This is a genomic window from Shewanella nanhaiensis, assembly GCF_019457885.1.
GTDB classification, from domain to species: domain Bacteria; phylum Pseudomonadota; class Gammaproteobacteria; order Enterobacterales; family Shewanellaceae; genus Shewanella; species Shewanella nanhaiensis.
Window position 1 is genome coordinate 86,064 of record NZ_JAHZST010000011.1, and the last position, 26,024, is coordinate 112,087.

The 26,024-nt window shown below is 45.8% G+C and carries 28 protein-coding genes and 1 riboswitch; of the genes, 24 read left to right on the forward strand and 4 right to left on the reverse strand.

The window, feature by feature from the left end:
- Nucleotides 1-6 precede the first annotated feature (6 nt).
- The 4 genes from K0625_RS15320 (at nucleotide 7) to K0625_RS15335 (ending at nucleotide 6,141) form a co-directional block, all read left to right on the forward strand.
- A complete protein-coding gene (locus K0625_RS15320) occupies nucleotides 7-2,862 on the forward strand; it encodes a formate dehydrogenase subunit alpha (RefSeq protein WP_220110493.1) in 2,856 nt (951 codons plus the stop codon).
- Between the two features lie 29 nt (nucleotides 2,863-2,891).
- A complete protein-coding gene (gene fdh3B, locus K0625_RS15325; protein WP_012327374.1) occupies nucleotides 2,892-3,461 on the forward strand; it encodes a formate dehydrogenase FDH3 subunit beta in 570 nt (189 codons plus the stop codon).
- 67 nt (nucleotides 3,462-3,528) lie between these two features.
- Nucleotides 3,529-4,503, forward strand: coding sequence for a formate dehydrogenase subunit gamma (locus K0625_RS15330; RefSeq protein WP_220110494.1), 975 nt, complete (start codon nucleotides 3,529-3,531; stop codon nucleotides 4,501-4,503).
- Nucleotides 4,504-4,803: 300 nt separating this feature from the next.
- Nucleotides 4,804-6,141, forward strand: coding sequence for a coproporphyrinogen III oxidase family protein (locus tag K0625_RS15335; RefSeq protein ID WP_012327372.1), 1,338 nt, complete (start codon nucleotides 4,804-4,806; stop codon nucleotides 6,139-6,141).
- 73 nt (nucleotides 6,142-6,214) lie between these two features.
- On the opposite strand, the gene K0625_RS15340 is transcribed toward K0625_RS15335, so the two are convergent.
- Nucleotides 6,215-6,559: a hypothetical protein gene (locus tag K0625_RS15340; RefSeq protein ID WP_232847125.1), complete on the reverse strand. Its 345-nt coding sequence runs from the start codon at nucleotides 6,557-6,559 to the stop codon at nucleotides 6,215-6,217.
- Between the two features lie 108 nt (nucleotides 6,560-6,667).
- On the opposite strand from K0625_RS15340, the gene K0625_RS15345 reads away from it, so the two are divergent.
- Nucleotides 6,668-7,537 carry a LysR family transcriptional regulator gene (locus K0625_RS15345; protein WP_220110495.1) on the forward strand — a complete coding sequence of 290 codons (870 nt, stop codon included), beginning with the start codon at nucleotides 6,668-6,670 and terminating at the stop codon, nucleotides 7,535-7,537.
- 59 nt (nucleotides 7,538-7,596) lie between these two features.
- Here the strand turns inward: K0625_RS15345 and K0625_RS15350 are convergent, their stop codons facing one another.
- Nucleotides 7,597-7,806, reverse strand: coding sequence for a hypothetical protein (locus K0625_RS15350; RefSeq protein WP_220110496.1), 210 nt, complete (start codon nucleotides 7,804-7,806; stop codon nucleotides 7,597-7,599).
- Nucleotides 7,807-8,147: 341 nt separating this feature from the next.
- Here K0625_RS15350 and K0625_RS15355 point away from each other — a divergent pair, with 341 nt between their 5' ends.
- From K0625_RS15355 to K0625_RS15385, 7 genes are all read left to right on the forward strand, one after another.
- Nucleotides 8,148-8,426 carry a putative quinol monooxygenase gene (locus tag K0625_RS15355; protein WP_220110497.1) on the forward strand — a complete coding sequence of 93 codons (279 nt, stop codon included), beginning with the start codon at nucleotides 8,148-8,150 and terminating at the stop codon, nucleotides 8,424-8,426.
- 10 nt (nucleotides 8,427-8,436) lie between these two features.
- Nucleotides 8,437-8,985 carry a GNAT family N-acetyltransferase gene (locus tag K0625_RS15360; RefSeq protein WP_220110498.1) on the forward strand — a complete coding sequence of 183 codons (549 nt, stop codon included), beginning with the start codon at nucleotides 8,437-8,439 and terminating at the stop codon, nucleotides 8,983-8,985.
- Between the two features lie 13 nt (nucleotides 8,986-8,998).
- Nucleotides 8,999-9,400 carry a GNAT family N-acetyltransferase gene (locus tag K0625_RS15365; protein WP_220110499.1) on the forward strand — a complete coding sequence of 134 codons (402 nt, stop codon included), beginning with the start codon at nucleotides 8,999-9,001 and terminating at the stop codon, nucleotides 9,398-9,400.
- 84 nt (nucleotides 9,401-9,484) lie between these two features.
- Complete coding sequence (locus tag K0625_RS15370) at nucleotides 9,485-10,324, forward strand: PfkB family carbohydrate kinase (RefSeq protein ID WP_220110500.1); 840 nt, start codon at nucleotides 9,485-9,487, stop codon at nucleotides 10,322-10,324.
- A gap of 266 nt (nucleotides 10,325-10,590) precedes the next feature.
- On the forward strand, nucleotides 10,591-12,048 hold the full coding sequence (locus K0625_RS15375) for a sensor domain-containing diguanylate cyclase (protein WP_220110501.1): 1,458 nt from the start codon (nucleotides 10,591-10,593) through the stop codon (nucleotides 12,046-12,048).
- Between the two features lie 49 nt (nucleotides 12,049-12,097).
- Nucleotides 12,098-12,796 (forward strand): MOSC domain-containing protein, encoded by a 699-nt coding sequence (locus K0625_RS15380; RefSeq protein WP_220110502.1) that lies wholly within the window; start codon nucleotides 12,098-12,100, stop codon nucleotides 12,794-12,796.
- An 86-nt stretch (nucleotides 12,797-12,882) separates the two neighbouring features.
- On the forward strand, nucleotides 12,883-13,209 hold the full coding sequence (locus K0625_RS15385; RefSeq protein ID WP_220110579.1) for a DUF4870 domain-containing protein: 327 nt from the start codon (nucleotides 12,883-12,885) through the stop codon (nucleotides 13,207-13,209).
- A gap of 63 nt (nucleotides 13,210-13,272) precedes the next feature.
- On the opposite strand, the gene K0625_RS15390 is transcribed toward K0625_RS15385, so the two are convergent.
- Nucleotides 13,273-15,189, reverse strand: a complete 1,917-nt coding sequence (locus K0625_RS15390; protein WP_220110503.1) for a methyl-accepting chemotaxis protein — start codon at nucleotides 15,187-15,189, stop codon at nucleotides 13,273-13,275.
- A 207-nt stretch (nucleotides 15,190-15,396) separates the two neighbouring features.
- Complete coding sequence (locus tag K0625_RS15395) at nucleotides 15,397-17,046, reverse strand: electron transfer flavoprotein-ubiquinone oxidoreductase (RefSeq protein ID WP_220110504.1); 1,650 nt, start codon at nucleotides 17,044-17,046, stop codon at nucleotides 15,397-15,399.
- A 213-nt stretch (nucleotides 17,047-17,259) separates the two neighbouring features.
- A riboswitch (molybdenum cofactor riboswitch) is annotated at nucleotides 17,260-17,394 on the forward strand.
- On the opposite strand from K0625_RS15395, the gene moaA reads away from it, so the two are divergent.
- The 12 genes from moaA (at nucleotide 17,382) to K0625_RS15455 (ending at nucleotide 26,011) form a co-directional block, all read left to right on the forward strand.
- On the forward strand, nucleotides 17,382-18,362 hold the full coding sequence (gene moaA, locus K0625_RS15400; RefSeq protein ID WP_220110505.1) for a GTP 3',8-cyclase MoaA: 981 nt from the start codon (nucleotides 17,382-17,384) through the stop codon (nucleotides 18,360-18,362). (Overlaps the previous riboswitch by 13 nt.)
- Nucleotides 18,363-18,469: 107 nt before the next feature.
- A complete protein-coding gene (moaB, locus tag K0625_RS15405) occupies nucleotides 18,470-18,997 on the forward strand; it encodes a molybdenum cofactor biosynthesis protein B (RefSeq protein ID WP_220110506.1) in 528 nt (175 codons plus the stop codon).
- A 51-nt stretch (nucleotides 18,998-19,048) separates the two neighbouring features.
- Nucleotides 19,049-19,525 (forward strand): cyclic pyranopterin monophosphate synthase MoaC, encoded by a 477-nt coding sequence (moaC, locus tag K0625_RS15410; RefSeq protein WP_012327357.1) that lies wholly within the window; start codon nucleotides 19,049-19,051, stop codon nucleotides 19,523-19,525.
- A gap of 4 nt (nucleotides 19,526-19,529) precedes the next feature.
- The gene (gene moaD / locus K0625_RS15415) at nucleotides 19,530-19,781 is read left to right on the forward strand and encodes a molybdopterin synthase sulfur carrier subunit (RefSeq protein WP_012327356.1); all 252 of its coding nucleotides are present in this window, start codon (nucleotides 19,530-19,532) and stop codon (nucleotides 19,779-19,781) included.
- Nucleotides 19,782-19,783: 2 nt separating this feature from the next.
- Complete coding sequence (moaE, locus tag K0625_RS15420) at nucleotides 19,784-20,251, forward strand: molybdopterin synthase catalytic subunit MoaE (protein ID WP_220110507.1); 468 nt, start codon at nucleotides 19,784-19,786, stop codon at nucleotides 20,249-20,251.
- Between the two features lie 24 nt (nucleotides 20,252-20,275).
- The gene (gene modA / locus K0625_RS15425; RefSeq protein WP_220110508.1) at nucleotides 20,276-21,082 is read left to right on the forward strand and encodes a molybdate ABC transporter substrate-binding protein; all 807 of its coding nucleotides are present in this window, start codon (nucleotides 20,276-20,278) and stop codon (nucleotides 21,080-21,082) included.
- A gap of 3 nt (nucleotides 21,083-21,085) precedes the next feature.
- Nucleotides 21,086-21,766, forward strand: a complete 681-nt coding sequence (gene modB / locus K0625_RS15430; RefSeq protein WP_065204505.1) for a molybdate ABC transporter permease subunit — start codon at nucleotides 21,086-21,088, stop codon at nucleotides 21,764-21,766.
- The gene (locus tag K0625_RS15435) at nucleotides 21,747-22,853 is read left to right on the forward strand and encodes an ABC transporter ATP-binding protein (RefSeq protein ID WP_220110509.1); all 1,107 of its coding nucleotides are present in this window, start codon (nucleotides 21,747-21,749) and stop codon (nucleotides 22,851-22,853) included. The genes modB and K0625_RS15435 overlap by 20 nt, the downstream gene beginning before the upstream one ends.
- A 109-nt stretch (nucleotides 22,854-22,962) precedes the next feature.
- Nucleotides 22,963-23,313: a NirD/YgiW/YdeI family stress tolerance protein gene (locus tag K0625_RS15440; RefSeq protein ID WP_012327351.1), complete on the forward strand. Its 351-nt coding sequence runs from the start codon at nucleotides 22,963-22,965 to the stop codon at nucleotides 23,311-23,313.
- A 169-nt stretch (nucleotides 23,314-23,482) separates the two neighbouring features.
- Entirely contained in the window at nucleotides 23,483-24,019 is a 537-nt protein-coding gene (locus tag K0625_RS15445) for a PepSY domain-containing protein (RefSeq protein WP_012327350.1), read from the forward strand.
- An 8-nt stretch (nucleotides 24,020-24,027) separates the two neighbouring features.
- Entirely contained in the window at nucleotides 24,028-24,705 is a 678-nt protein-coding gene (locus K0625_RS15450; protein WP_012327349.1) for a response regulator transcription factor, read from the forward strand.
- An 82-nt stretch (nucleotides 24,706-24,787) separates the two neighbouring features.
- Nucleotides 24,788-26,011, forward strand: a complete 1,224-nt coding sequence (locus K0625_RS15455) for a sensor histidine kinase (RefSeq protein ID WP_220110580.1) — start codon at nucleotides 24,788-24,790, stop codon at nucleotides 26,009-26,011.
- The last annotated feature ends 13 nt before the right edge of the window (nucleotides 26,012-26,024 follow it).

Genomic DNA, 26,024 nt, shown 5'->3' on the forward strand with positions numbered 1-26,024 from the left:
CGAGCGATGCAATTAACTCGCAAATCCAACGAGGCACCTAAAGTTGAGAAAAAGACTCTAGGTATTAGCCGTCGTCAGTTTATGAAGCATGCTGGTATCACATCTGGTGGTATTGCTGCAGCTTCACTTTTGGGTACTGGCATGATGCGTAAAGCTGAAGCTAAAGATATCCCACATGATGCACCAATCGAGATCAAGCGTACTGTATGTAGTGCTTGTGCGGTAGGTTGTGGTCTATACGCTGAAGTTCAAAATGGTGTTTGGACAGGTCAAGAGCCTGCATTTGATCATCCTTTCAATGCTGGTGGTCACTGTGCAAAAGGTGCTGCTCTGCGTGAACATGGTCACGGTGAGAAGCGTCTTAAATACCCAATGAAGCTTGTTGATGGCAAGTGGAAGAAACTATCTTGGGAGCAAGCTTTCAACGAAGTTGGCGACCAGATGCTAGATATCCGTAAAGAGTCAGGTCCTGATTCACTTTACTTTATGGGTAGTGCTAAGTTCTCGAACGAAGGCTGCTACATGTATCGTAAATTTGCAGCTATGTGGGGTACGAACAACGTCGATCACTCTGCACGTATCTGTCACTCTACCACGGTAGCCGGTGTTGCTAACACTTGGGGCTACGGTGCGCAAACTAACTCTTTCAACGATATTCAGAATGCAAACGCAATCTTCTTCATCGGGGCGAACCCGGCTGAAGCGCATCCTGTTGCTATGCAGCATATTCTGCTCGCGAAAGAGAAGAACAACGCTAAGATTATCGTGGTTGATCCTCGTTTCTCTCGTACTGCCGCTCACTCTGATCTTCACTGTGCACTGCGTCCAGGTACTGATATTCCATTTATCTACGGTATGCTTTGGCACATCTTTGAAAATGGTTGGGAAGATAAGACTTTCATCAAAGAGCGTGTGTTCGAGATGGAGTCAATTCGCGCAGAGGCGAAGAAGTTCCCACCTAAAGAGGTTGAGCATGTTACTGGTGTTAGCGAAGCTGAAGTTTATCAAGCTGCTAAGCTTATGGCCGACAACCGTCCAGGGACTGTAGTTTGGTGTATGGGTGGTACTCAGCATCACGTGGGTAATGCGAACACTCGTGCTTACTGTATTCTTCAGCTTGCCCTTGGCAACATGGGTGTGTCTGGTGGTGGTACTAACATCTTCCGTGGTCACGATAACGTACAGGGGGCAACAGACTTAGGTCTGCTATTCGATACGCTACCTGGCTATTACGGTCTTAAGACTGGCTCTTGGAAGCACTGGACCCATGTTTGGGACCTAGACTTTGATTGGGTTAAAGGTCGTTTCGACCAAAATGAATACCTAGGTCGCGTTCCTATGAACACACCTGGTATCCCATGTTCTCGCTGGCACGATGGTGTACTTGAGACGCCTGAAAAGTTGGCTCAGAAAGACCGTGTTCGTATGGCTTTCTTCTGGGGACAGTCAGTTAACACTGAAACCCGTCAGCGCGATGTGCGTGAAGCACTAGATAAGATGGACACTGTGGTTGTTGTGGATCCTTTCCCAACAATGGCGGGTGTTATGCACAACCGTACAGATGGTGTGTATCTACTACCAGCAGCGACTCAGTTTGAAACTGAAGGTTCTGTGTCTAACTCTGGCCGTAGCCAGCAGTGGCGTGAGAAAGTTATCGAGCCATTGTTCGAGTCTAAGACAGATCTTGAGATCATGTACCGTCTATCTCAGAAACTTGGTTTCGCCGATGAGTACACTAAGCGTATCGCTAAGAATGCTAACGATCTGCTTGTTATTGAAGACATTACTCGCGAAATTAACCGTGGTATGTGGACAATTGGTATGTCAGGCCAAAGCCCTGAGCGTATCAAGCAGCACACCATGAACTGGGGCACATTCAGCAACAAGACGCTTGAAGCTGAGGGCGGTCCTGCGAAGGGCGAAACTTACGGTTTACCTTGGCCATGTTGGGGTACACCAGAGCAGAAGCATCCTGGTACTCAAATTCTTTATAACACACACAAGCATGTGCTTGAGGGTGGCGGTAACTTCCGTGCTCGTTATGGTGTGGAATACAAGGGTGAGAACATTCTTGCCGATGGTAGCTACTCTAAAGGAAGCGAAATCCAAGACGGTTATCCAGAGTTTACCGCTGAGATGCTTAAGCAACTTGGCTGGTGGGATGACCTGACTGCGGCAGAGAAAGCGGAAGCTGACGGTAAAAACTGGAAGACTGACCTTTCTGGTGGTATCCAGCGTGTGGCCATGAAGCATGGTTGTATCCCTTATGGTAACGCTAAAGCGCGTTGTATCGTGTGGACCTTCCCTGATCAAGTGCCTGTTCACCGTGAGCCGCTATACACTCCTCGTCGTGATCTTGTGGCTAAGTATCCAACTTATGCTGATATGCAAGTCCACCGTCTACCGACGCTGTACAAGACAATTCAAGACAATGACAACACAGCTCAGTACCCATTAGGTCTGACCTCTGGTCGTCTGGTTGAATACGAAGGTGGTGGTGAAGAGTCTCGTTCTAACCCATGGCTTGCAGAGCTTCAACAAGAGATGTTTGTTGAGATTAACCCTGCTGACGCTGCTGATCGCGGTATCCGCAACGGCGACACTGTGTGGTTAGAGGGTGCTGAAGGTGGTCGTATTAAGATCCAGGCCATGGTTACGCCTCGCGTTAAACCTGGTGTGACTTGGATGCCGTACCACTTCTCTGGTGTGATGCATGGCGAAAGCTTAGCGCCTAACTACCCAGAAGGCACAGTTCCTTATGTTATTGGTGAGTCTGCGAATACTGCATTGACTTATGGTTATGACCCTGTGACTCAGATGCAAGAAACGAAAGCATCGCTTTGTCAGATAACTAAAGCCTAAATGCAGAATTAGCTAGGAGAAATGCCGTTATGGCTACAATGAAATTTTTGTGTGATACCAAGCGTTGCATCGAATGTAATGGTTGTGTCACAGCATGTAAGAACGAAAACGACTCTGCTCTAGAGTGGGGTATCCAACGTCGCCGCGTTGTTACCATCAATGATGGTGTGCCAGGTGAAGCATCAATATCAGTGGCATGTATGCACTGTACCGACGCTCCTTGTCAGGCTGTGTGTCCTGCAAACTGCTTCTACAAGACTGAAGATGGTTTAACACTGCACAACAAAGATACCTGTATCGGTTGTGGTTACTGTCTCTATGCTTGCCCATTCGGTGCTCCTCAGTTCCCTAAAAAGGGTGCATTTGGTAGCCGCGGCAAGATGGACAAGTGTACTTTCTGTGCCGGTGGCCCAGAAGAGAACTTCTCAGATGCTGAGCGTCAGAAGTACGGTTCGAACCGTATCGCTGAAGGTAAGCTGCCTATGTGTGCTGAGCTATGTGCGACTAAGTCGTTACTTGCGGGTGATGCAGAGATTATCTCTTCAATCTTCCGTGAGCGTGTTGCATACCGTGGCTCTAAAAATGCAATCTGGGGTTAATCCCTAGCCTGTATTCAGCCCAATTATCCACACCATGGCGACATGGTGTGGAAGATAAGGATGTAATATGAACAATTGGTTCAAACAGATTGGCTTGACCTTAGTGCTAATGTTCAGCGCTATCGGTCTAGCTCAAGCTGGAGCAGAGCAGCCTGTTGCTACTGATGGTCAGATCTGGTCTCAGTTACAAGCGGGCGCCACTGGTGTGACTACCTCTCATGGTGAGTTCCACAATCAGCCGATCAATACCTATGATCTTCGTGTCCTAGAGTTACGTAGCGACCTATTAGCACCAGCGTTAATGGCTGCGCTATTTGGCATGATCATCATCTTTGTGGTTTTCATAAAGATTAACGGTATCTCTAAGCTACATGGTGGCTACTCAGGTAAACTGGTCTACCGCTGGTCTAAGTTTGATGTCTCAATCCACTGGTTAGGCGCGATCCCATGTCTACTGCTGATCTTGACTGGTCTGACTCTGTTGGCAGGACGTTTCTTCTTCCAGCCATACATAGGTGAAGGCCTATGGGCAGGCTTAGTTTACGGTGCCAAACAGGTGCATGACTTCATGGCGATCCCGTTCATGTTAGGTTGGGCGCTTATGACTGTGCTGTGGGCTAAAAATCAGCTGCCTAAGATGTATGACCTTAAGTGGATGATGGTGGTTGGTGGTTACATCAACTTCGGTCCATTCAAAGGTAAGCACCCTGATGCTGGTTTTGCTAACGCAGGTGAGAAGTTATGGTTCTGGGCATTTGCAGTATTTGGTCTAGTGATCTCTGCTTCAGGCATGCTACTGCTATTCCCGAACTTGTTCGAGCCTAGCCGTACATTAAGTCTAATTGCGTTAGTGCTTCACTCTGTTGCCGCTATCATCATTACTGCTTTCTCAATCGTGCATATCTTTATGGCAACGGTTATGTCTGAAGGTGGTATGGAGTGTATGGTGTCTGGATATTGTGACGAAACATGGGCAAGCCAACACCACAACCTTTGGTTCGATGAGATCAAAGAGAACGGTACGCTTAAGTATAAAGACTAGTCTTTAGTGTTGAGTACCTAGGTCCTAGGCGCTAGGAGCTTTTTTAAAACACCTCGCAGGGAAACTTGCGGGGTGTTTTTATATCTGGGTTTTAGCTATTTATTGAGCAACAACTAAAACATGACTCGCTTAACAAAATTCCTCAGTTTTCCCTGCTAGGTGATAGTAACTTATAACCAGTTCACATTTTGATTAACTCTAAAGTGGTATTTTTGTGCTCTGCATTTTGGCCGTGCCATCGCATAAGTTCTATTTTCTTCACGGCTAATAAACTCTGTAACTGCTAATTTAAGGATCTCTATGTCGTCAATTATTCAATCAGCTGGCAGTGAAATTATTAAGCCTTACCAGGCTGATATTACTGTCCCTAACTGGATGCTTAGCTCTATGGAGCGGGTGATGCAGTTCTATGTTGATAGAAATTTGCGACTCGATACTCAGTCGGCAGATATGATGCCTGCACCAGTAGAGGGTAAGAAGTATATGCTCTATGCCCATGTGCCTTTCTGCCACACGCTCTGCTCTTTCTGCACCTTCCACCGTTTCCTATTTAAAGAAGATAAGGCTCGCGCTTACTTTATCTCTCTACGTAAAGAGATGGATATGGTGAAGGCGCTGGGTTATGACTTTGAGTCCATGTATATCGGTGGCGGCACAACAACTGTGCTGGAAGATGAGCTCGCCCGTACCATTGAGCATGCGAAAACCCTGTTTCCAAATATTAAAGAGGTCTCATGTGAGTCGGACCCTCAGCACTTAGATAGCCCTGAGTTTAAACAGCTCGAGGGTTTAGTCGATCGCATGTCTATCGGGGTTCAGAGTTTTAATGATGATATTCTAGCGATGACAGATAGGCTAGATAAGTTCGGTTCGGGTCAACAGACATTCGATAAGATCATGGCGGCTAAAGAGCTGTTTCCTATTATCAACGTCGATCTGATCTTTGGCTTCCGTGGGCAAACCGATGAGATTATTCAACATGACTTAGATATGGCCTCTAAGTTAGATCCTCGTCAGATCACCACCTATCCCTTGATGATCACGCATCAGACACGTAAGAGTGTGAAGGGTAAATTGGCAGCGTCTCAGGGAGATATGGCTCGTCAGTATCGCCAGATCCTTAATAGTTTAAACGGACAATACAATCAACTGTCTGCATGGGCGTTTGGTAAGGCTAACAACGAAGGTTTCGATGAGTACGTTATCGATTATGATGAGTACTTAGGTGTGGGTTCAGGGTCATTTAGTTTCTTGGATGACACCCTTTATGTGAATAACTTCTCCCTTAGAAAGTATCATGAAAATATCAATGCAGGACGCATGGGGGTTGAGCAGCAGAAGAACTACAGCAAGAAAGATGTGATGCAGTATCGCTTCCTACTGGGGATGTTCTCTGGTCGTTTGTCCCGTAAGTATTTCCGTGAAACTTTTGGTGTGAACTTAGATACCGCACTCTTTAAAGAGATGACCTCGATGAAGGTGATCGGGGCAATCAAGAATGATCCTACCGACCCTGATAAGCTGATTGTGACCGATAACGGCAAGATGATGGGGTTATTGATGATGAAGGAGTTCTATTCGGGCATGGATAATGTCCGCGCTCAGCTGCGTAAACCTTTGAAGCCTTGTGATATGTAGCTTCTTTTAACGCACTAAGGCTGTATTTGACTAAAAGGTTGAGGCTGAGCTTCAACCTTTTTGGTTTTCTGCTCTAATCAACTGTGAGTGGGGATGATTGCTGCAAAGGGGTGAAGATATCAATGGCTATGCTATCTGGCTCTATTAGGCTGATTAAATGGTTTAGTGAGTCGGTTGGTGCCATGATGGCATTGGAGTTATGTGCAGTCTCTACCGTGTCCCAGTAGTAGAGCTGTAACCATTGGCTCGATGCATCTTCTGAGTTATCTCCTTGTATTGACTCCTTCAACGAAAGAGATTGATATCTGAATCCCGGTACTTTTTGCAGGTCCGGTACCATCTTCTCTACAGCATCGATCATCTGCTCTGCTTCTACACCTGTTTTTGCTGTCCAGCTAACGGTTTCCACTATATACATCTGTAATCTTCCTTACTTATCTTTTCAATGTTTTATAGAGTTTAATTGTTATTCTGAAGTAGATAATCTACGGTTTCATAAAGTATTAATTTCTTAATAGGAAATAATGTGGGGTCATTTGAGAGGGCACAGCTCTTTAAGTTAATCGTTGAGCTGGGTTCTATGGTAGCGACAGCTAAGGCTCTCAACATCAGTCCATCGGCTGTGAGTAAGCGCTTGGCTGAGTTGGAATCTGAGCTCGGGGTACAACTGCTGAAGCGCTCGACACGGAGCATTGTAATCACTGAAGCGGGTGAGCACTTTTATCAGGAAGTGAGAGAACTTAGTGGACGTTGGCAGTCTTTGGTTGATGAAACCGCTACATTAGGAGAGAGCCCCAGTGGTCGTTTGACTGTAGCCGCACCAGCCCCTGTTTTAAGTCGAGTGTTAATGCCTATGTTGCCCGGTTTTAATGCTAATTTTACTGAGATTAAGTTGGAGTTATTGTCGGTTGATTACGATGACTTACCATTGCGCAGTGCCGATATCTCTCTTGCAAGGCATATAGAAACGTTCGACTCAGGTACTTTTGTTGGTGTGCCGCTGTGTGAATACCGTAATGGCCTGTTTGCTTCACCTGAATATATTGATAAGCATGGTAGTCCTCACAATGTTGAGGAGCTGGTTCAACATAGTTGCCTCTGTTATGGAAAAGAGAATCGCTCTTACCTTTGGTATTTAGGTGAGGAGAGTGTCGAAGTGAAAGGAAGGTTGGTGAGTGATAATACTGAGGTCATTATTCAAGCTGCGGTGCAGGGGATGGGGATCGCCTATATTCCTAGGATGATTATTGAGAGAGAGCTTGCTTGTGGAGAGCTTATGCCTGTCTTAAATCATATTGAAAGTCAGCGCTTTTCCATGTGGGGCTACTACCAGCAGTTAGCTTATCTGCCGGCGAAGACCCGTGCTTTTATCGATTATTTTCGTCACTCTTGGTAACTTTATCTGGGCAGCAGAGGCTGCTCAATAGAGGTTCGGTGGTCAGTTGCAAACTTGGTCTATTCGCTAAATTTGAACCAAGTATTTTGCGTCTTAGACTCCTTAATCTTCTGTTCCAACCTCCTTGCTTCCTCACGTATCTGCCTGATAAAGGGATCATCGTAATTGAGTCGGTCGAACTCATTAAGACAGGCCTGGTATCGCCTTAGCTTGCTCTCTGGTGTGCCTATATTACCCAGTAATTCATCTATGCTAATTATTGATTCCATTCAATAATCCTAGTCTTCCCTGATGTTGATTGTATTTTATCAAGCTTTATATACAGTTAAAAAGTGACTGTGATGTAAATTTTCATATTTAGATAAGCCTTTAATGATTTTCTTTGTAAAACAAATGGTTATAGTTTTGTTGTTGATGTGGATATTTCAGCCTACCCTTTTTCTGACAGAAGCTTGAGAGATCTCTTACATAAAGATTGGCTTTCGGGTCATGCCTAGTGGCTGAGTAAAAATTAGCAGTACGAAAGCTTGAGTTGTTTCCTGAGGTATTTGCTTAAGAGATTATTTAGGGTAGTTTTGGTGATATCAGTTTTAAGATGAGGCTAGAGAGTATGATTGTTCGAGTTGGAGAGTTTCAAGCCGCACCAGGACAAGCTGAGGCTCTGTACCAGTTTCTACTCTCACTTGCGCCCTACATTCAAGGCTCAAAAGGTTGCCTCTCCTATCAAGTGTTGCGTAAAGAGGGAGAGGTAAATGAGTTTGCTGTGATAGAGAGGTGGGATTCTGTCGAGAGTCATCAGCGATCAGTAAAGGGATTTCCACCTGAGCAGATGCAAACTGCAATGCCACTTTTTGGCGCAGCGCCGAAAGGGACATATTACCGTGAGTGAGGAACTGTGCATGGAACTGTTATTTCAGACAGAACGTATTATCTGCCGTCAATTTGAGTCTGGCGATCTACAGGCATTTGCCGATTATCGTGCCCTTCCAGAGGTCGCTAAATATCAAAGCTGGACCGAGTACAGTTATCAGGATGCGTTGACTCTATTTGATGAGATGCAGGGAGCAGAATTTGGCAGTTTAGGTCATTGGTTCCAACTGGCCATATTAACTAAGGACTCTAAACAGATGCTGGGAGATCTGGCTGTTCATTTTATCGATGGAGAGCAGATTGAGATAGGTTTTACGTTTGCCCCAGATTTTCAGGGACAAGGGTACGCATCTGAAGCGGTAATTGGTTTGCTAACTTACCTCTTTTCAAATTTAAAACCTCACAGGGTGATAGCGACGACTGACTGCGAGAATCTTCCCTCTTGGTTGTTATTGGAAAGAGTGGGTTTTCGACGCGAGGCACATTTTATCGAAAATGTCTTCTTTAAAGGTGCCTGGGGCAGTGAGTTTCAGTATGCGATGTTAGCGTCGGAGTGGCGCAGTGGTAACGGAGGTTAGTGAGTTGATCAGAATGGATGCAAAGTTAATTGAAACCGTTGTGTCAGCAGAAGATTTTACCCGTTTAAGAGATATATCTGGATTATCACCAAGATCAATTGAGGCGGCCAGAGTTGGCTTGCCCCGCAGTTTGTTTGGGGTACAGGTGTTGGTTCATCAATATGTCGTGGGTATGGGAAGAGTGGTGGGGGACGGCGCACTGAATTTTGAGATTGTCGATATCGCGGTAGATCCTGCGTATCAAGGTAGAGGTTATGGCAGAATGCTTATGCAAGCCATCATGGAATACCTTGATAGAGATGCTCCAAAGGGCGCCTATATTACCTTAATGGCTGATGTTCCTGAGCTGTATGAGAAGTTCGGTTTTAAACTTAGCCGCCCCGCCAGTGAAGGTATGTTTATCATTAAGCGCTAGTCTACTCTTTCGACTAAAAGAGGATGCGGTTTATGCCTGTATTACTCTATTATAGATTTCTGACGCCAATTTCTCGGAACTATTATGGCTAATATTCTTCTCGTGGCTAACCTCAACTGTGATCGTATTCTGAATCTGGATAGACCCTTACAGATGGGCGGGCGTTTTCATTACCAAGATGGTGGACAAAGACTGGGTGGCGGCGGAGCCAACACCGGAATTGGACTGGTTTGGGCCAAACATAGGGTTGCCCTTGTGAGTCAAGTTGGTAGGGATAAGGTGGGGGATTGGTTGCTTGCTGAAGCGAGCACTCAAGGGATAGATTGTCACCTTATTCAACGTCATAAAGAGAACTCCTGTGAGATGTTACTTGTGATGACTCCGGATGGTGAACGCACTATTATTCGTCCTCAAAGGCCTGTATTTGAGCTAGCATCACCACCAGTGTGGCAGCAATGGGACGCGGTATATTTTAACTCCTCGGCTGAGGGAAGTGTTAGTTGGGCTAAAACAGCACTGAAAAACTGCTTGGTACTAGCCCAATTAGCCAAGGATGAACGCCCTAGGCCTTGTGATATCTTGATTGCGTCGAAAACTGATATGCAGGGGCGCAGTCAGCTCTCTCCATGGGAGTATGGATTGACCATAGCTGGAGATTCTCTTAAATATTTTATTGTGACCGACGGTGCTGATGGCGCTTATCTGTATACCCAGGATGACTGCCAACAGGTGGAGGCGACACTGTCTGAGGTTATCGATACGACTGGCGCTGGTGATGCCTATGCGGCAGGTTTAATACATGGACTTACCACAGGATTAGGCATTCTTGAGTCCATGAAGGAAGCTGGGGTGTGGGCAGGGTTTGCGGTTGCCACACAAAGTTCCATTCCTGGGGAGGGACTGAAGCAGTATCTGAACAATTAATACCAATCTGTGTCATTAATCTGTTATATCGCTGACATTAATTTGTAGTGTTTAACTTTTATATTAACCACATCTATTCAATGCAGATCATTATCCTGAGTTTCCTTCCTATTTTGCCTCGCTAACAGCGAGGCATTTTTTATCCCAAATTCACTATTCGCTTAATTTTGATGCAATTAAACCTGTTTTTAAGTTAAGCTTTAAAGCGTTGTTAATTAAAAGCTCAGATATAAGGGCTATGAATTAAAAGTATTGGGTAGGTGTAAATGGGAAAGGCTGTATGGAGTGATAAGAAGCGGTTTATCTGGATCCTATCGGTTCTTTTGCTAACTGCATTTATTTTTACCAGTGGTATCAGTTATAAAGTAGCTCACGACTCACTGAGTGAGCAGATCTCAGAGAATACTTTACCCCTCACCAGCGACAATATCTATTCAGAGATCCAGCAAGATCTGTTGCAACCTATCTTTATCTCCTCGTTAATGGCTCAAGACACTTTTGTTAGGGATTGGACCATCAATGATGAGGAGGATCCCCAGCAGTTGATCCGCTATCTGAAAGAGATTCAGAATAAATACGATACTGTCACTAGCTTTTTTGTCTCAGAGAAGAGTCGAAAGTATTACCACTCCACTGGCGTACTCAAAAAGATTGAAGATACGGATCCCAATGATGCTTGGTATTTTCGTGTTCGCTCGCTGCCAACATCTGAGTCCTATGAAGTGAATATCGATCTTGATACTGCAAATAGAAGCCGCACAGTCGTCTACGTTAACTACAAGGTGCATGACTTTGAAGGCAACTTTATCGGTGTGACCGGTGTTGGTTTAGCGGTAGAGCGGGTACAAAAGCTGATAAAACTTTACCAGAAACGTTATAACCGCCGAGTCTATTTTGTTGATACCGAGGGGCATGTCACCCTTCATGGAGAGCAGTATTCAGGCAGCCAGACACTACAAAGTTCACCAGGGTTAGAGAAGTATGCTACCCGTATTCTGACCAGCCCGAGCGCCTCTTTCTCCTATGTTAGAGATAATAAAACTGTTTATCTGAATTCGCGCATGGTGTCTGATTTTAAATGGTACTTGATGGTTGAACAGGAGGAGGCAGAGGGAGAGAAGAAGATCTTAAATACCTTCTGGGTCAACATAGTGCTTGGTTTATTGGTTATTGTTGTGATTTTAGTGATTGCGAATCTAACCTTGGGTCGTTATCAGAGAAAGTTAGAGGTGATGGCGTCAACTGATAAACTTACAGGTGCCACCAACCGGCAGATGTTTGAAGAGTATTTCTCCCAATCACTACAAAACGCCGAGAGCTCAGCCGTGCCTGTGTCGGTCATTTTGCTGGATATCGATTACTTTAAGAGTGTGAATGATAACTTTGGCCACAGCATTGGCGATCTCGTGATTAAGACTGTGGCAAATATAATTCGGCATCAGCTGAGGAGCGAAGATATTGTCTGTCGCTGGGGGGGAGAGGAGTTTTTACTGCTTCTGCCTAATATTGACCTTAGTCATGCTGCCGATATGGCAGAGAGAATTAGAGAGTCGATCGCCGAGCGAAAAATCAGTGTCAATGAGCATGAGATCGGTATTACAGTTAGTTCTGGTGTCGCTCAATATAAGCTTGGTGAGCCTAGAGCCGATCTGATCAATCGAGTTGATGTTGCACTTTATCAGGCAAAAGATAGAGGACGTGATCAGGTGGTGCTATCCCATTAGCCATGCTAGCTTCTTGGGAGAAAGAATTGACTTAGGAGGAGTAGATTAAATGTCGGAGCAGTTACTGGTTAAACGTTTATCGGGTCTATATCTGGGCGAAGAGTTCAGTGAGTCGACAGGGATTATTAGTGGGATAGCCAATAAAAAGTCCTCCACCAGATTAGAGGTCAATGTTGATCGGGTCTGTGGTGATGCTCAAGCCGATCCTAAGCATCATGGTGGGCTAGATAGAGTTTTACATCACTTTCCTCGAGAGCATTATGGTCAATATCGCCGCTGGGATATGATGGCGGGTTTTAAGGATGCGCCAGCCATGGGCGAGAACATCAGTACCGTTGGGCTAGATGAGGTTCAGGTCAATATCGGTGATATTATTGCTATCGGTGAAGTTCAGCTACAGGTGACTCAACCCAGATCGCCATGTTTCAAGTTAAACCAACAGTTTGGCCATAAGGAGTTTGCACTTGCGATGCAGACCAGCGGCCTGTGTGGCTGGTTTTATCGAGTGCTCAAACCAGGTGTGATCCAACAAGATGATAGTGTAACCCTGTTAGAGCGACGTACAGAGATAAGTGTGCGTGACGCTATGGCTATCTACTTTGCACCTGAATTTGATGCATCAGCTTATGATCGTCTGGTCAGTTGTGAAGGGCTCGCCACCTCTTGGGTAAATAGTTTACAGAGAAGGTTGGAGAGCCAAAAGATTGAGAACTGGCAGATACGTCTGTTTGGTCCACAAGCGAGTTAAATCATTCAAGGAGAGGAAAGGTGACAGAAGAAGCACAGGTTGAAGTACAAGAAGATAAAGAAGCGCTTAGCCAAGATGAGCGTAACATGGGGATTGCTGTGCATGCCTCAAGTTTTGCAGGTTATATCATCCCCTTTGGCAGCATACTCGGTCCGTTAATTGTTTGGTTGATGAAGCGTGATGAGATAGCTTTTGTTGATGAGTGTGGTCGTAACTGTTTAAACTTTAAGATAAGTTTAATGATCTACATGATGATCAGTGCCATTTTGATGTTTGTGGGTATTGGGTTTATCTTGATCGGTATACTTGCGGTGGTCGATATCGTCTTTACGATTATTGCAGCCATGAAAGCCAGCGAAGGGATAAGTTATCAATATCCCATGTCGATTAAATTTTTAAAGCCACGAAGCTAATCGGTCTAATGCCGAGTTCCTAGGCTCAAGGGTCTAGGAACTGGCAATATCATTCCGATGTTATTAAACCTTAAAACCCGCCACTAAACTATCCAAACGATGAGCCAGTTGATTCAACGACTGACTTGCCTGGGCAACTGCTTCTGATGTATCTGCAGTTCTTTGGGTTATCTCATTGATCTCTGTGACATTACGATTAATATCTTCAACAACTGTTGATTGCTCTTCAGTCGCTGCAGCGACTTGAATGTTCATGTCTGTGATCTGGCCAATCTGTTCACTGATCCCTGAAAGCGACATACTTGCTTCATCGACTGCAATAACCCCCTCTTGAGAGCGAGAGCGACTTAGGGACATAGCATCGACGGCTCTGCTTGCCTCGGCTTGTAGTTTATCGATCATGATCTGAACTTCGTTGGTCGATGTTGCTGTGCGTGATGCTAAATTTCTAACTTCATCGGCTACCACTGCAAAACCACGACCCGCTTCACCGGCGCGAGCGGCTTCGATAGCCGCGTTCAGGGCTAGTAGGTTCGTCTGCTCAGATATGGCGCGAATGACATCTAAAATACCGCCGATTGATTTAGTGTGAACAGCTAAAGATTCGATCACCTCACCAACAGATTCAACATCGCCAGAAAGCTGATTAATGGTGTCTCTAGCACGCAGTACAACCACTTGACCTGAACTGGATTCAGTATCGGCATCTCTTGCGGTATCGGCTGCCTGAGCGGCACTACCAGCGATCTCATTGACTGTTGCGCCCATCTCATTGATTGCAGCGACGACCATCATGGTTTGATCTTTCTGTAGTTGGCTATCACTAAGGGTTTGTTGCGCCTGAGTGGCTACATCTTTTGCCGAGAGGCTAAGCTGCTCGCTGGTCTCGGTCACTTCGATAATTGAGCTTTGGATCTTACTGATAAAGCTGTTAAAACCTTTAGCCAGTAGAGTTAGCTCATCATTTCCCTCTACAGGAAGACGCTGACGAAGATCCCCTTCACCCTCACCGATATCTTGCAGCATGGAGGCGACAACTGAGATTGGTCGGCTCACTGACCCTGCGACAAATATGGCTAAAATAATAAATGCGCCTGCAATCAATAGGGTCCAGATTAAGATCTGATAAGCAGACTCCTGCAGTAGGGCGAAGATCTCAGCTTCTGGGACTTGAGCAACAAGGTACCAGTTCATCGAAGGGATATAGCTACTGGCCACTAACATGGATTCACCATCAACCTCAGTTTTTAGCAGGCTAAAATCACTGCGGTTCAGTAGAGCATTAGTGTTCCCTTCGCGGTAGAAGTTGCTTAGGGAGCCTTTACCAATCTGCTTAGTGTCTGGATGAAGCTTTACTTGCCCCTGAGCATCCACAAGATAGACGAAGCCCGTCTCCTCAATTTTAAAGGATTCCAAAAGAGCAACCATATCATCAAGCGACTTGGCTAAGCCCACTAGTCCACGGCCATTGGGTTGCTGATAGTTGATAAAGAGTTTTACCTCACCATTGGCTTCGGTAAACACATTGAGCATGCGCTCTTGACCACTGTTTTTATAATCGAAAAACCAGCCGTCCTGAGAGGGGTTTAATAAGCGTAAAAAACCATCTTGCGTGTAGTAAGCCGCTGTCTCTCTATCGGCAAATGAAGCTTGAGCGAGTCCATATTGGCTCTTAATTCTCTGTAGCTGCTTAGTGACTAACTGCTCGCTTTCAGCTGGGCGATCATTCTCTAACCATTCGATCAACATATGGTTATTAGCCAGCTGTTCGGCAGCATTCATTAAACTATTGATATCCAACTCAACCTTGTTGCGGATCTGCTGCAGCATATTGGGCAGTTCAGAGGTCAGCATCCGCTGTTCGACCACATGCTTTGCGCTACGCTGGCTCAGTACGCCAACTAAGGCGGTGGATAGGAGTACGGCAAGCGTAACCGTGAGGAGTATCTTCTGTTTAATGGTGAGCATATTAAATTTCATAGTTAGCGACCTGCTGACGTTATCTCAGTTGGCGAAAGTAAATTGGGTGACAATGTAGGATGTGTTGTTTCGGTAGAAACTTAGCGTTTGGTATGAAATTTACGCTTTATTAGAGAGTTGGATTATGGTTATTTTCTGACATAAGCGCAATGTTTTATTTACATCTTAAAGTAAAAACGCACTCATAAGAGTGCGTTTATCTGCTTTTTACATGTTGGGGTAGTTTGGTCCACCACCGCCCTCAGGCGTTACCCAAGTGATATTCTGGCTTGGGTCTTTAATATCACAGGTTTTACAGTGGATACAGTTTTGACTATTGATGACAAATTTCTTTTCACCCTCCTCCTCGATCACCTCATAGACACCGGCTGGGCAGTATCGTTGAGCTGGCTCATCAAACTTAACTAAGTTGACGTCGATAGGGATACGCGCATCTTGTAGTTTGAGGTGACAGAGCTGATCTTCTTCATGGAAGGTATTGGACAGATACACAGAGGAGAGCTTGTCGAAACTCAACTTGCCATCGGGCTTAGGGTAATCAATTTTACTGTAGGCGCTGGCATCAGCCATCTGAGCATAGTCGGGTTTCTCATCCCTTAAGGTGATAGGGAACTTACCACCGAACCAGTTCTGATCGATAAAGTTAAAGGCGCCACCTAAGTAAGTGCCGAATTTGTGCATGGCTGGACCGAAGTTACGGGATTTATACAACTCCTCCTGTAGCCAGCTCTGCTCAAATCTCTCAGCAAAGCAGTCGAGATCTTTTCCGCCCTCTACGCCAGCCATAATTGCCTGACCTATGGTTTCTGCCGCGAGCAAACCACTCTTCATGGCGGTGTGTGTACCCTTGATTTTGGCGAAATTCAGGGTGCCAGCGTTACAACCTATGATAAGTCCACCGGGGAAGCTCATCTTAGGCAGTGAATTAAGGCCGCCCTTAGTGATCGCCCGCGCTCCATAACTTAGACGCTCGCCATCTTTTAGGTATTGAGCGATAACTGGGTGTGTCTTATAGCGCTGGAACTCATCGAAAGGGCTAAGGTGTGGATTTTGGTAGTTAAGATCGACAATAAGACCCACAGCCACTTGATTATCTTCGAGATGGTAGAGGAAGCCACCACCGGAAGCGCCATCGGTGAGAGGCCAGCCACCAGTATGGACCACTTTACCTTGCTGATGTTGTTCGCTGGGGACTTTCCAGATCTCTTTAAACCCTAAACCATAATGTTGTGGGGTTTTGCCATTATCCAGATGATATTTTTCTATTAACTGTTTACCTAAATGACCACGGCAACCTTCACTAAATACAGTGTACTTAGCATGCAGCTCCATACCTGGCTCATAGCTTCCCTTCTCCTGACCATCGGCACCGACACCCATATCACCTATGAGTATGCCTTTAACACTTTGATCTTCATTGAAGAGCAGGCCGCTTGCGGGAAAACCAGGGAATATCTCGACGCCAAGCTCCTCTGCACGTTCGGCTAACCAGCGAGCCAAGTTGCCAACACTGATAATATAGTTGCCTTCGTTGTGCATGGTTTTGGGCAGAAGCGCGTTAGGCATGGCGCGTGAAGCTGAGGCTGAACTCAACATATGGATCTCGTCGCTTTCCACAGCCGTATGTAGTGGTGCGCCTGTGTCACGCCAATCGGGAAATAGTTCCTCGAGTACTGTGGGTTCAAATACCGCGCCAGAAAGAATGTGGGCCCCCACCTCTGAACCTTTCTCTACCACACAGACAGTTATCTCCTGTCCGCTGTCTTTCGACACCTGCATTAGTCGGCATGCTGTGGCTAATCCCGCGGGACCGGCTCCAACAATAACGACATCGAACTCCATCGATTCGCGTTCCATCACTTCACCTCTAGGTACATTTCCCCGTTAAACGGGTGTTTTAATCATGCTCACCACCTTACAACAAAATAAGCCGATGGCACAGTGATATGAGTCTACCGCATCTCTTCTTTGAATGTGAGTGTCGTCACAAAATGTTAACGCTCAATTGATCCTGAGCAAGAAATAACGCTTTAAAGCTAGGGTTCAGAGAGCAAATAGGCCTATAATTGCTCACTGACGGTTCTCCGAGCTTTTTGTCCTACGTCAACGGATATGGACGCTAAGCCGTGGCAATATCGCCACCGGGGTGTGATAAGAAATTCTCTCACCTCCCCTTACTTGGAAAGGTGATCATGTCTCAACTACAAGACAATTTTGGTCGAAGGTTTCACTATCTGCGCATGTCAGTCACTGATGTGTGTAATTTCAAATGTACTTACTGCCTCCCCGATGGCTATCGACCCAATGGTCGTTCTAAGTTTTTGGCGCTTAGCGAGATTGAAAACTTAGTCGCGGCTTTTGCTGAAGTCGGCACTCAAAAAATTCGTATCACAGGCGGCGAACCTACGCTGCGTAAAGACTTTACCGATATTATTCGTGCGGTTGCTGATAACGATAAGATTAAAACCATCGCAACAACGACAAACGGTTACCGTTTAGAGAAGCATGCTAAAGAGTGGTATAACGCAGGCTTAAGGCGCATCAATGTGTCGGTCGACAGTCTAGATCCTAAGATGTTTTATCAGATCACTGGCGAGAATAAGTTTGATGAGGTGATGCGGGGCATAGACGCTGCTCTAGACGCTGGATTTGAACGGGTGAAGATCAATGCGGTTCTGCTGAAAGGCTTGAACGATAAAGATCTGCCACGTTTCCTGCACTGGATTAAAAATACTCCCATAGATCTGCGCTTTATCGAATTGATGGAGACGGGACTTGGGCGTGATTATTTCCAAGCACACCATCTTGCTGGGGCGGATATTAAATCTCAGCTGCTTGCCGATGGCTGGGGCTTGGATCAATCCGCGGTCGATGATGGCCCTGCGCAAAACTTTAGCCGAGATGATCATAAGGGGCGTATCGGTTTAATCATGCCCTATGACAAACATTTCTGTGCTAGCTGTAATCGATTACGTGTATCGGCGAACGGTAAGTTGCATCTGTGTCTGTTTACTGAAAACGGTGTCGATCTTAGAGATCTATTGCAAGATGAGTCTCACAGACCTGAGTTGATCCAGCGACTTCATGGCCAGCTTGCTCAGAAAAAAGAGACACACTTCCTCCATGACGGTATTACAGGTGTGACGCAGCATTTAGCTTCTATCGGTGGCTAAATTCATGTTTATAAAGTGAATCCCATGACCTAGTGCAACTATTTTGCTAACTGTCATGGGTATAATTTCTCAGTCTTCTTCGAAACATAATTAAACAGAGAGTTACTATGGGCCATTGCACTACTAGCCAGTTTATCCCTTTGAATATTGCGGTACTCACTCTTTCCGATAGCAGAGATTTGAGCCAAGACACCTCCGGACAGTTTCTCGAAGATAACTTAATAGAAGCTGGGCATAAGCTTGTTGATCGTAAACTGATCAAAGATGATAAATATGCGATCCGCTCACAGCTCTCTCAATGGATAGCTTCCAGTGAGGTGCAGGTGGTTATCACCACAGGTGGTACAGGTTTTACTGAGCGAGATAATACACCAGAAGCTGTCAAACCTCTGTTTGATAGAGAGATTGAGGGTTTTGGTGAGCTGTTTAGGCATATCACATTTACTGAGCTAGGTACCTCGACGGTACAATCTAGAGCGCTGGGTGGATTTGCTAATCAAACGGCCATTTTCTGCTTGCCGGGATCGACTGGTGCCTGCAGAACGGGTTGGACAAAGATCCTCAAAGAGCAGTTGGATGCCAGACACAGACCGTGTAATTTTGTGATGCATGTAAAAAAGCCTGTATCTGAGTAAATAAAGAATCAATCGTAAAGTAACAGCTGAAACAGATTAAGGTTTTATGTAATGAGTAATGAATTCACCCATATTAACGCCGATGGCAATGCCCATATGGTGGATGTAACTGAGAAAGCGGTTACCGAAAGAGAAGCACGCGCAGAAGCTTTTATCGAGATGGCTCCAGCAACATTAGAGATGATCATGAGTGGCAGTCACCATAAGGGTGATGTGTTCGCAACCGCGCGTATTGCCGGCATACAAGCTGCGAAGAAAACCTCAGATCTTATTCCTCTTTGCCATCCTCTGATGCTGACTAAGGTTGAAGTTGAGCTTGAAGCCCAACCTGAGCATAGCCGAGTGCGTATCACGAGCTTATGTAAGCTGTCAGGTAAGACAGGTGTTGAGATGGAAGCGTTAACGGCAGCCTCTGTTGCGGCGTTAACCATCTATGACATGTGCAAAGCGGTACAGAAAGATATGGTGATCTCACAGACGCGTCTGTTAGAGAAACGTGGCGGTAAGTCAGGTCATTTCAAGGTATAAAAATATGATTAATGTTTTGTTTTTTGCTCAAGTAAGAGAGCTGTTAGGTGAGAGTGCTATTCAAGTTGAAGCGACCGCTGAGATAAACAGTGCCGAAACACTTCGTGCTGTGCTTGCATCAAAAGATGAGAAGTGGGGTAAGGTATTGGCCTCAGATAAACTGCTTGTGGCCGTCAATCAGACCATCAGTGGTTGGGATACTCAGGTGCAAGATGGTGATGAAGTCGCCTTTTTCCCACCAGTAACCGGAGGTTAACCATGTCCGCGAATGTAAGTAAGGTGCTGGTTCAAACTCAGGACTTTAGTGTTCCTGAAGAGTATGCACTGATAGCTGATGATAATAGTGATGGTGCTGTGGTTACCTTTGTCGGAAAAGTTAGAGACTTTAACGATGGCAGCGCGGTGACTGATCTGACTCTTGAACATTATCCAGGAATGACTGAGTCGGTATTGAATCAAATTGCGACTGAAGCCCGTGAACGCTGGCCCCTTAACAAGGTGACGATTATTCATCGTGTTGGCACTATGTCCCTAGGGGAGCAGATCGTGTTTATTGGTGTGACCAGTGCTCATCGTAAAGCTGCTTTTGCTGCTTGTGAGTTTTTGATAGATTTCCTCAAAACCAAGGCACCATTTTGGAAGCTTGAGGCTGGCGAAACGGGCAAGAGCTGGGTTGAAGCTAAAGATGCTGATGAGCAAGCTGCCAAGATGTGGGACAGATCCTAACAGCATCTAAATTAAGGGATGAGCATGATTCGATTGAAGAGGGGATTAGGGCTGGCATTAGCTAGCATAATCTTAGTTTTTGGGCTTAGTGTGACGCAGGTAAAAGCGGCGGATGTGCCTGCTATTGCTGCGGCATCAAATATTAAGTTTGCCCTCGATGAGCTGGCTACTGCGTTTACCCAAGACACAGGTCTTAAGGTGCGGCTCTCTTACGGGTCATCGGGTAACTTTGTTGCTCAGATTAAACATGGCGCCCCTTTTCAGATGTTTCTGTCGGCGGATGAGAGATATATTGAGCAGCTGGCTAAATCTGGCGGAACGCTCGATGATGGCGTGCTCTATGCTGTTGGCAGACTCGCGATAGCTGCGCCAAAAAACTCTCCACTCCAGTTAGATCCTGAGTTAAAAGGGTTAAAGCGTTTAATCGATAGCGGTGAGCTGAAACGTTTTGCTATTGCAAATCCAGATCATGCCCCCTATGGAGAGCGAGCTCGCTTCTTACTAAAAGGCTTTGGCCTTTGGGAGTCTATTACCCCAGCACTTATCTACGGTGAGAACGTATCTCAAGCTGCACAGTTTGCCGTGAGCGGCTCAACTCAGGGCGGTATTATCGCGCTTTCGCTAGCAATAGCGCCGCAATTTCAGAAAATGGGGCGCTATCAGGCTTTGCCTGAGTCACTGCATGAGCCTATCTATCAACGTATGGTGCTGCTAAACAGTGCTGGATCAACAGCGAAGGCCTTCTATCAATACCTGCAAACCGACAGAGCGCGCCAAGTCTTCAGTGATTTTGGTTTTGGTTTACCTCCAGGTGTTGCCAATGGTGCATAGTTGATGGACTGGCAAGCCCTACTTCTTTCGGTCAAGCTCAGTAGCGTTACTGTGCTTATCTTGATCCCTTTTGCTATTTTTGTGAGCCGCTTTCTAGCCTATCGACAATTCAGAGGTAAGTCTTGGGTTGAAGCGCTGATCATGGTGCCTTTAGTGCTGCCACCGACTGTGATTGGTTACTATCTTTTAGTGGGATTGGGAAGCCAATCTTGGCTTGGTCAGACGTTAGAGAGTCTGTTCGGTCATCAGTTGGTATTTAACTTTTCTGGCCTAGTTATCGCCTCCATCTTGGTGAACATCCCCTTTGCAATTCAGCCTATTCAGCGCTCATTTGAAGCTGTACCCGAAGATGTTCGTGATGCAGCGGCTTGCTGTGGCATGAGTCGGCTCAAGGTGCTTTTTAAAATTGAGCTGCCGATGGTATGGCCAGGCGTGTTAACCGCTTTAGTGCTCTGTTTCTCCCATGTATTAGGTGAGTTTGGTGTAGTTTTGATGATGGGCGGCAATATTGCGGGAGAGACCAAGACCATAGCAATCTCCATCTATGACAGTGTACAGGCCTTCGATTTTGCCAGCGCAGGGCAGATGTCATTGGTATTACTTATTTTTGCGGTCACGGTACTGGCATTTACAACCAGTCTGTCTAGACGTATGGGAGCAGGGCATGCCTCAAGACGTCGGTGATCTCTATTGTCAGATCAAACAAGATAAGCAGATCCGTCTAGATGCCGAGTTTGTCTGTAAGGCGGGTGAAGTACTCGCTGTGGTTGGCCCTTCCGGTGGTGGTAAGTCAACGCTACTGCGTATGATTGCCGGTTTGAACCATCCAGAATCCGGTGTGATCCGTTATGGTGAAAGGGATTGGTTTAACGATGGAGATAAAATTCATCTTACGCCTCAGCAGCGTCACTTAGGCTATGTGCCACAACATTTTGGACTATTTCCCAATCTGACCGCCTTAGGTAATGTCGTTGCTGCTCTTGATCATATTCCCAAAGCTGAGCGTGAGCCCAGAGCCAAAGAGTGGCTTGAGCGAGTCAATCTTGACGGTTTGCCCGATCGCTTACCTGCTAACCTTTCTGGTGGCCAGAGGCAGAGGGTGGCTCTCGCTAGAGCTCTAGCTCGTGAACCCTCAGTCTTGCTGCTTGATGAACCATTTTCCGCGGTGGATCGGGAGACCCGTGAGCGACTCTATCTGGAGCTTGCTCGTCTTAAATCACAGCTCTCTATTCCTGTGATCATGGTGACTCACGATCTCAATGAAGCACTACTGCTCGCCGATAATATGATTTTAATTAGCCAAGGTAAGATGCTTCAACAGGGGATCCCCCATGAGGTATTGACCAGGCCGCGAACCGAAGCAGTGGCGAAACAGATGGGTTTGAGAAATATCTTCGATGCTTATGTTATCGCCCAAGAGGAGGAGCGTCAGATCACTTGGCTGAAGTTTGGTGAGCACCTGATAGCCAGTACCTATTTCGATAGCTTAGAGGTTGGCGCCAAAGTGCGATGGGTTATCCCTAATCAGGGGATACGGTTTAACTCTATTAAGCAGAGGCGTCTTTGTCGCAGCTTTAATAAGCTAGAGATCACCATAGATTCCATGTTAACCATGGGAGAGACAGTTCGCTTGATTGCCAGTGTTAAAGGAGTTAAGCATCAGTTACATGCCGAGGTTCCTCTGCATTACTCCAATAAAATAGGCTTAGCGGTTGGGGTGGTGACTGAGGTCGCGTTTAAGTCTGAGCTGATCCATATTTTAGAACCCTAAGAGTGACGCATTAGAAGTAACAATTAATGATCAAAGGTTAATCTTTATTCCATCTCTACAATATGGTCGACCCTTTAAGATATCTGTTAATTTCTAAAGGAGAAACAAGATGTCTAAAGCATTAGCAGGTTCAATTATTTTATCATGCGTATTAACTCTGCCAGCATTCGCTGCATACAATGGCCCAGGCGTCGAAACCTTAGTTAAGAGTGCGAAAGATGCAAGTCACGCGACCGATGATACCCCTGTTGAGTTGACCGGATATCTAGTTAAGAGCTTAGGTGATGAGAAGTACCTTTTCCGCGATCAGTCTGGTGATGTTGAAGTGGAGATAGATAATGCACTTTGGCGTAATATCGAGGTCAATAGTGATACTAAAGTGACCCTTAAAGGCGAAGTTGACGATGAGTGGCAAGGTATTGAGATTGAGATCGATAGCTTAAAGCTAGTGGCTCAATAGTGCGAAGGTATGCGCTAGTATAGATTGCATGCTGGTCTGGTAAATATAAATCCTTTATCTTCAATAATGTGGGTAAAGTGAGTAAAATCCTTGGTAGAGCTGCTTCGTGGTGACGGCTTTTTCCGATTGAGATAAGATGAAGGTTATAGTGATGATTAAGGGAGGATCCATGGCGCGTTGGTTAGTGGGTTTAGTGCTTTTTTCAAGTGTAGGTTTTTCAGCACCAACTTGGGCTGAAAAATCGGTACTAGAGCTGCTGTCTGATCGACAAAACCTCTCTCCTCAGTCCCTAATGCTTAAGATCGAGAAGCAATACTCAGGTGTTATCTGTGAGTTTGAGATCGATGTTGAGAACGGTGAATTGATCTATGAGGTGTCGATAATCGATACCCAAAGAGAGACGATCACCGAGTTTGAATTTAAAGCGAAAGACGGTCACCTAATCAACCAAAAGGTGGAAACCTTAGAGGCTGATGATAAAGACGGTCTTAAGGCTGTTAACCTGATGGAAGATATCGGACAGAGTTTCTACTCATTAGTTCATAAAGCGATGGACGGTCGCCATGGTCATATCTTAGAAGCCCAAATCGATCATGATCTTGGGATCAGTTACCTTGAGATTAAACTTATCGACGAAACTGGCAAGCACAGACTGGCCTTCGATATTCAAAATCAACGCCCATTGCCACTGCTAACCTGGGATTAAATTAGCATATGAAGATATTACTCGTAGAAGATGACGCAACCACTATCGAATATGTGGTTAAAGGATTTACCGAGCAGGGTCACAATATTGAGACGGCTTCAGATGGTCACCAGGGGTTACTGCTTGCCACAAGCATGAAGTACGATCTGATCTTGCTGGATCGCATGTTGCCACAACTTGACGGTCTTAAGCTGTTGGCGGCATTGAGAGCCACAGGGAGCCAGACTCCGGTATTGATCTTGTCGGCTTTAAGCCATGTGGATGAGCGAGTAAAAGGTCTGCGCGCTGGTGGCGATGATTATATGACTAAGCCTTTTGCTTTTTCTGAGCTATTGGTTAGAGCCGAAAAGTTGATGCAGCGTGGTTTATCACAACCAGCCGAAACCGGATTAACCGTAGGTAATCTGGTGATGGAGTTGTTGACTCGCAAAGTGACCTTAGATGGGAACGAGTTGATGCTGCAGCCAAAAGAGTTTCAGTTGTTGAAGTACTTGATGGAACACCCGAATCAAGTGATCAGCCGTACCTTGCTGTTTGAAGCTGTGTGGGATTACCACTTCGATCCTCGTACTAATGTGATTGATGTTCATATTGCAAAACTTAGACGTAAATTCGAAGAGCTAGGTTTTGGCGAGTTGATTGAAACGGTCAGGGGTGCTGGCTATCGTCTCCGTCAAGGGAATTAAGCCCTATCAGAGTAGTGCCTGGCGCATTACTATTATCTTTTCGGCTCTTGTTACGCTCATCATAGGTACCTTACTGCTTGGCATGTATCGTCAACTGATGAATGAACAGGAGCTACAAACAAATCAACATTTGGCTGCAGAGAAGGCGCGTTATCAACAGATGGCGCTGACCTTAGATAAGCGCAGCTTTGCCGTGCAGGTTAAGGCTGCCGATCCTAAAACGGCCTTGGTCGTGTGGCGTAGCTCGTTAGATCTCGTGGGAGCATTAAGTTTGATCCCCGATGATATGCCCATGTTACCCAAAACCCGAGAGTTCCCCATCTTAACGGCGGGCCCCGATAAACTGCATATTTTAACGGGTGGCTTAGTGATGACCCGTTATGGCCCTGTGCTTATTGCTACTCGTACGGATCAGCTTGCGACCTTGATTGATCGCTTCGTGAACGCCGCGATCACCGCTTTGATGCTAACTATCGTACTCACATTAGCCCTAGGTTATCTATTCTCTAAAGCGATATTACGCCGTTTAGTGCAGTACAATCGTCTGAGCCGCTTGATTGAGAAGGGGGAGTACTCCACGCGTCTGCCGGTGAGTTGGCGACAAGATGAGTTTGATATGTTGGCGGGTAAGTTTAACCGTGTGCTCGATACCTTAGAGAATAACCTGCTGGCTGTTCGAGGGGCGACCGATAATATTGCCCACGATTTACGAACCCCATTATCACATCTAAGGATAGGCTTAGAGCAGTTGCCAGATAAGAGTGCGCAAGAGCTACCGGAAGCGTGTGCCATCTTGACTGAAAAGTTAGATCACTGCTTAGCCACGTTTGATGCCATGCTCTCATTGACCCGTATCGAAGAGGGACAGCAAACATTAGAGTTGCAGGACTTTAATCTTAAGGTCTTGTGTGAAGATCTCTATGAGATGGCCGAAGTGATGGCGGAGAGTAATGAGCAGACATTGAGTTTATCCACCTCTGACGATGTTGAGATGACCGGGGATAAGTTTCTGCTGTTTCAGGCGCTATTTAATCTGGTGGATAATGCAATTAAGTATGCTGGTGAAGGTGCTCAAATTGAGATTGTTCAGCAGGGAAGTGAGATCCAGATCCGTGATAACGGCCCTGGTATCCCAGATAGTGAGAAGGAGCGAGTATTCGAGCGCTTGGTGAGGTTAGATCCCAGTCGTCATAATCAAGGCACAGGCTTAGGCTTATCTTTGGTGAAGGCGATTTTTGCTCGCCACAATGCGCAAGTTAAGTTGATGGATAACAAACCTGGCTTGATTGTTAGCATTACTTTTTAACTGGAAGTTCGAA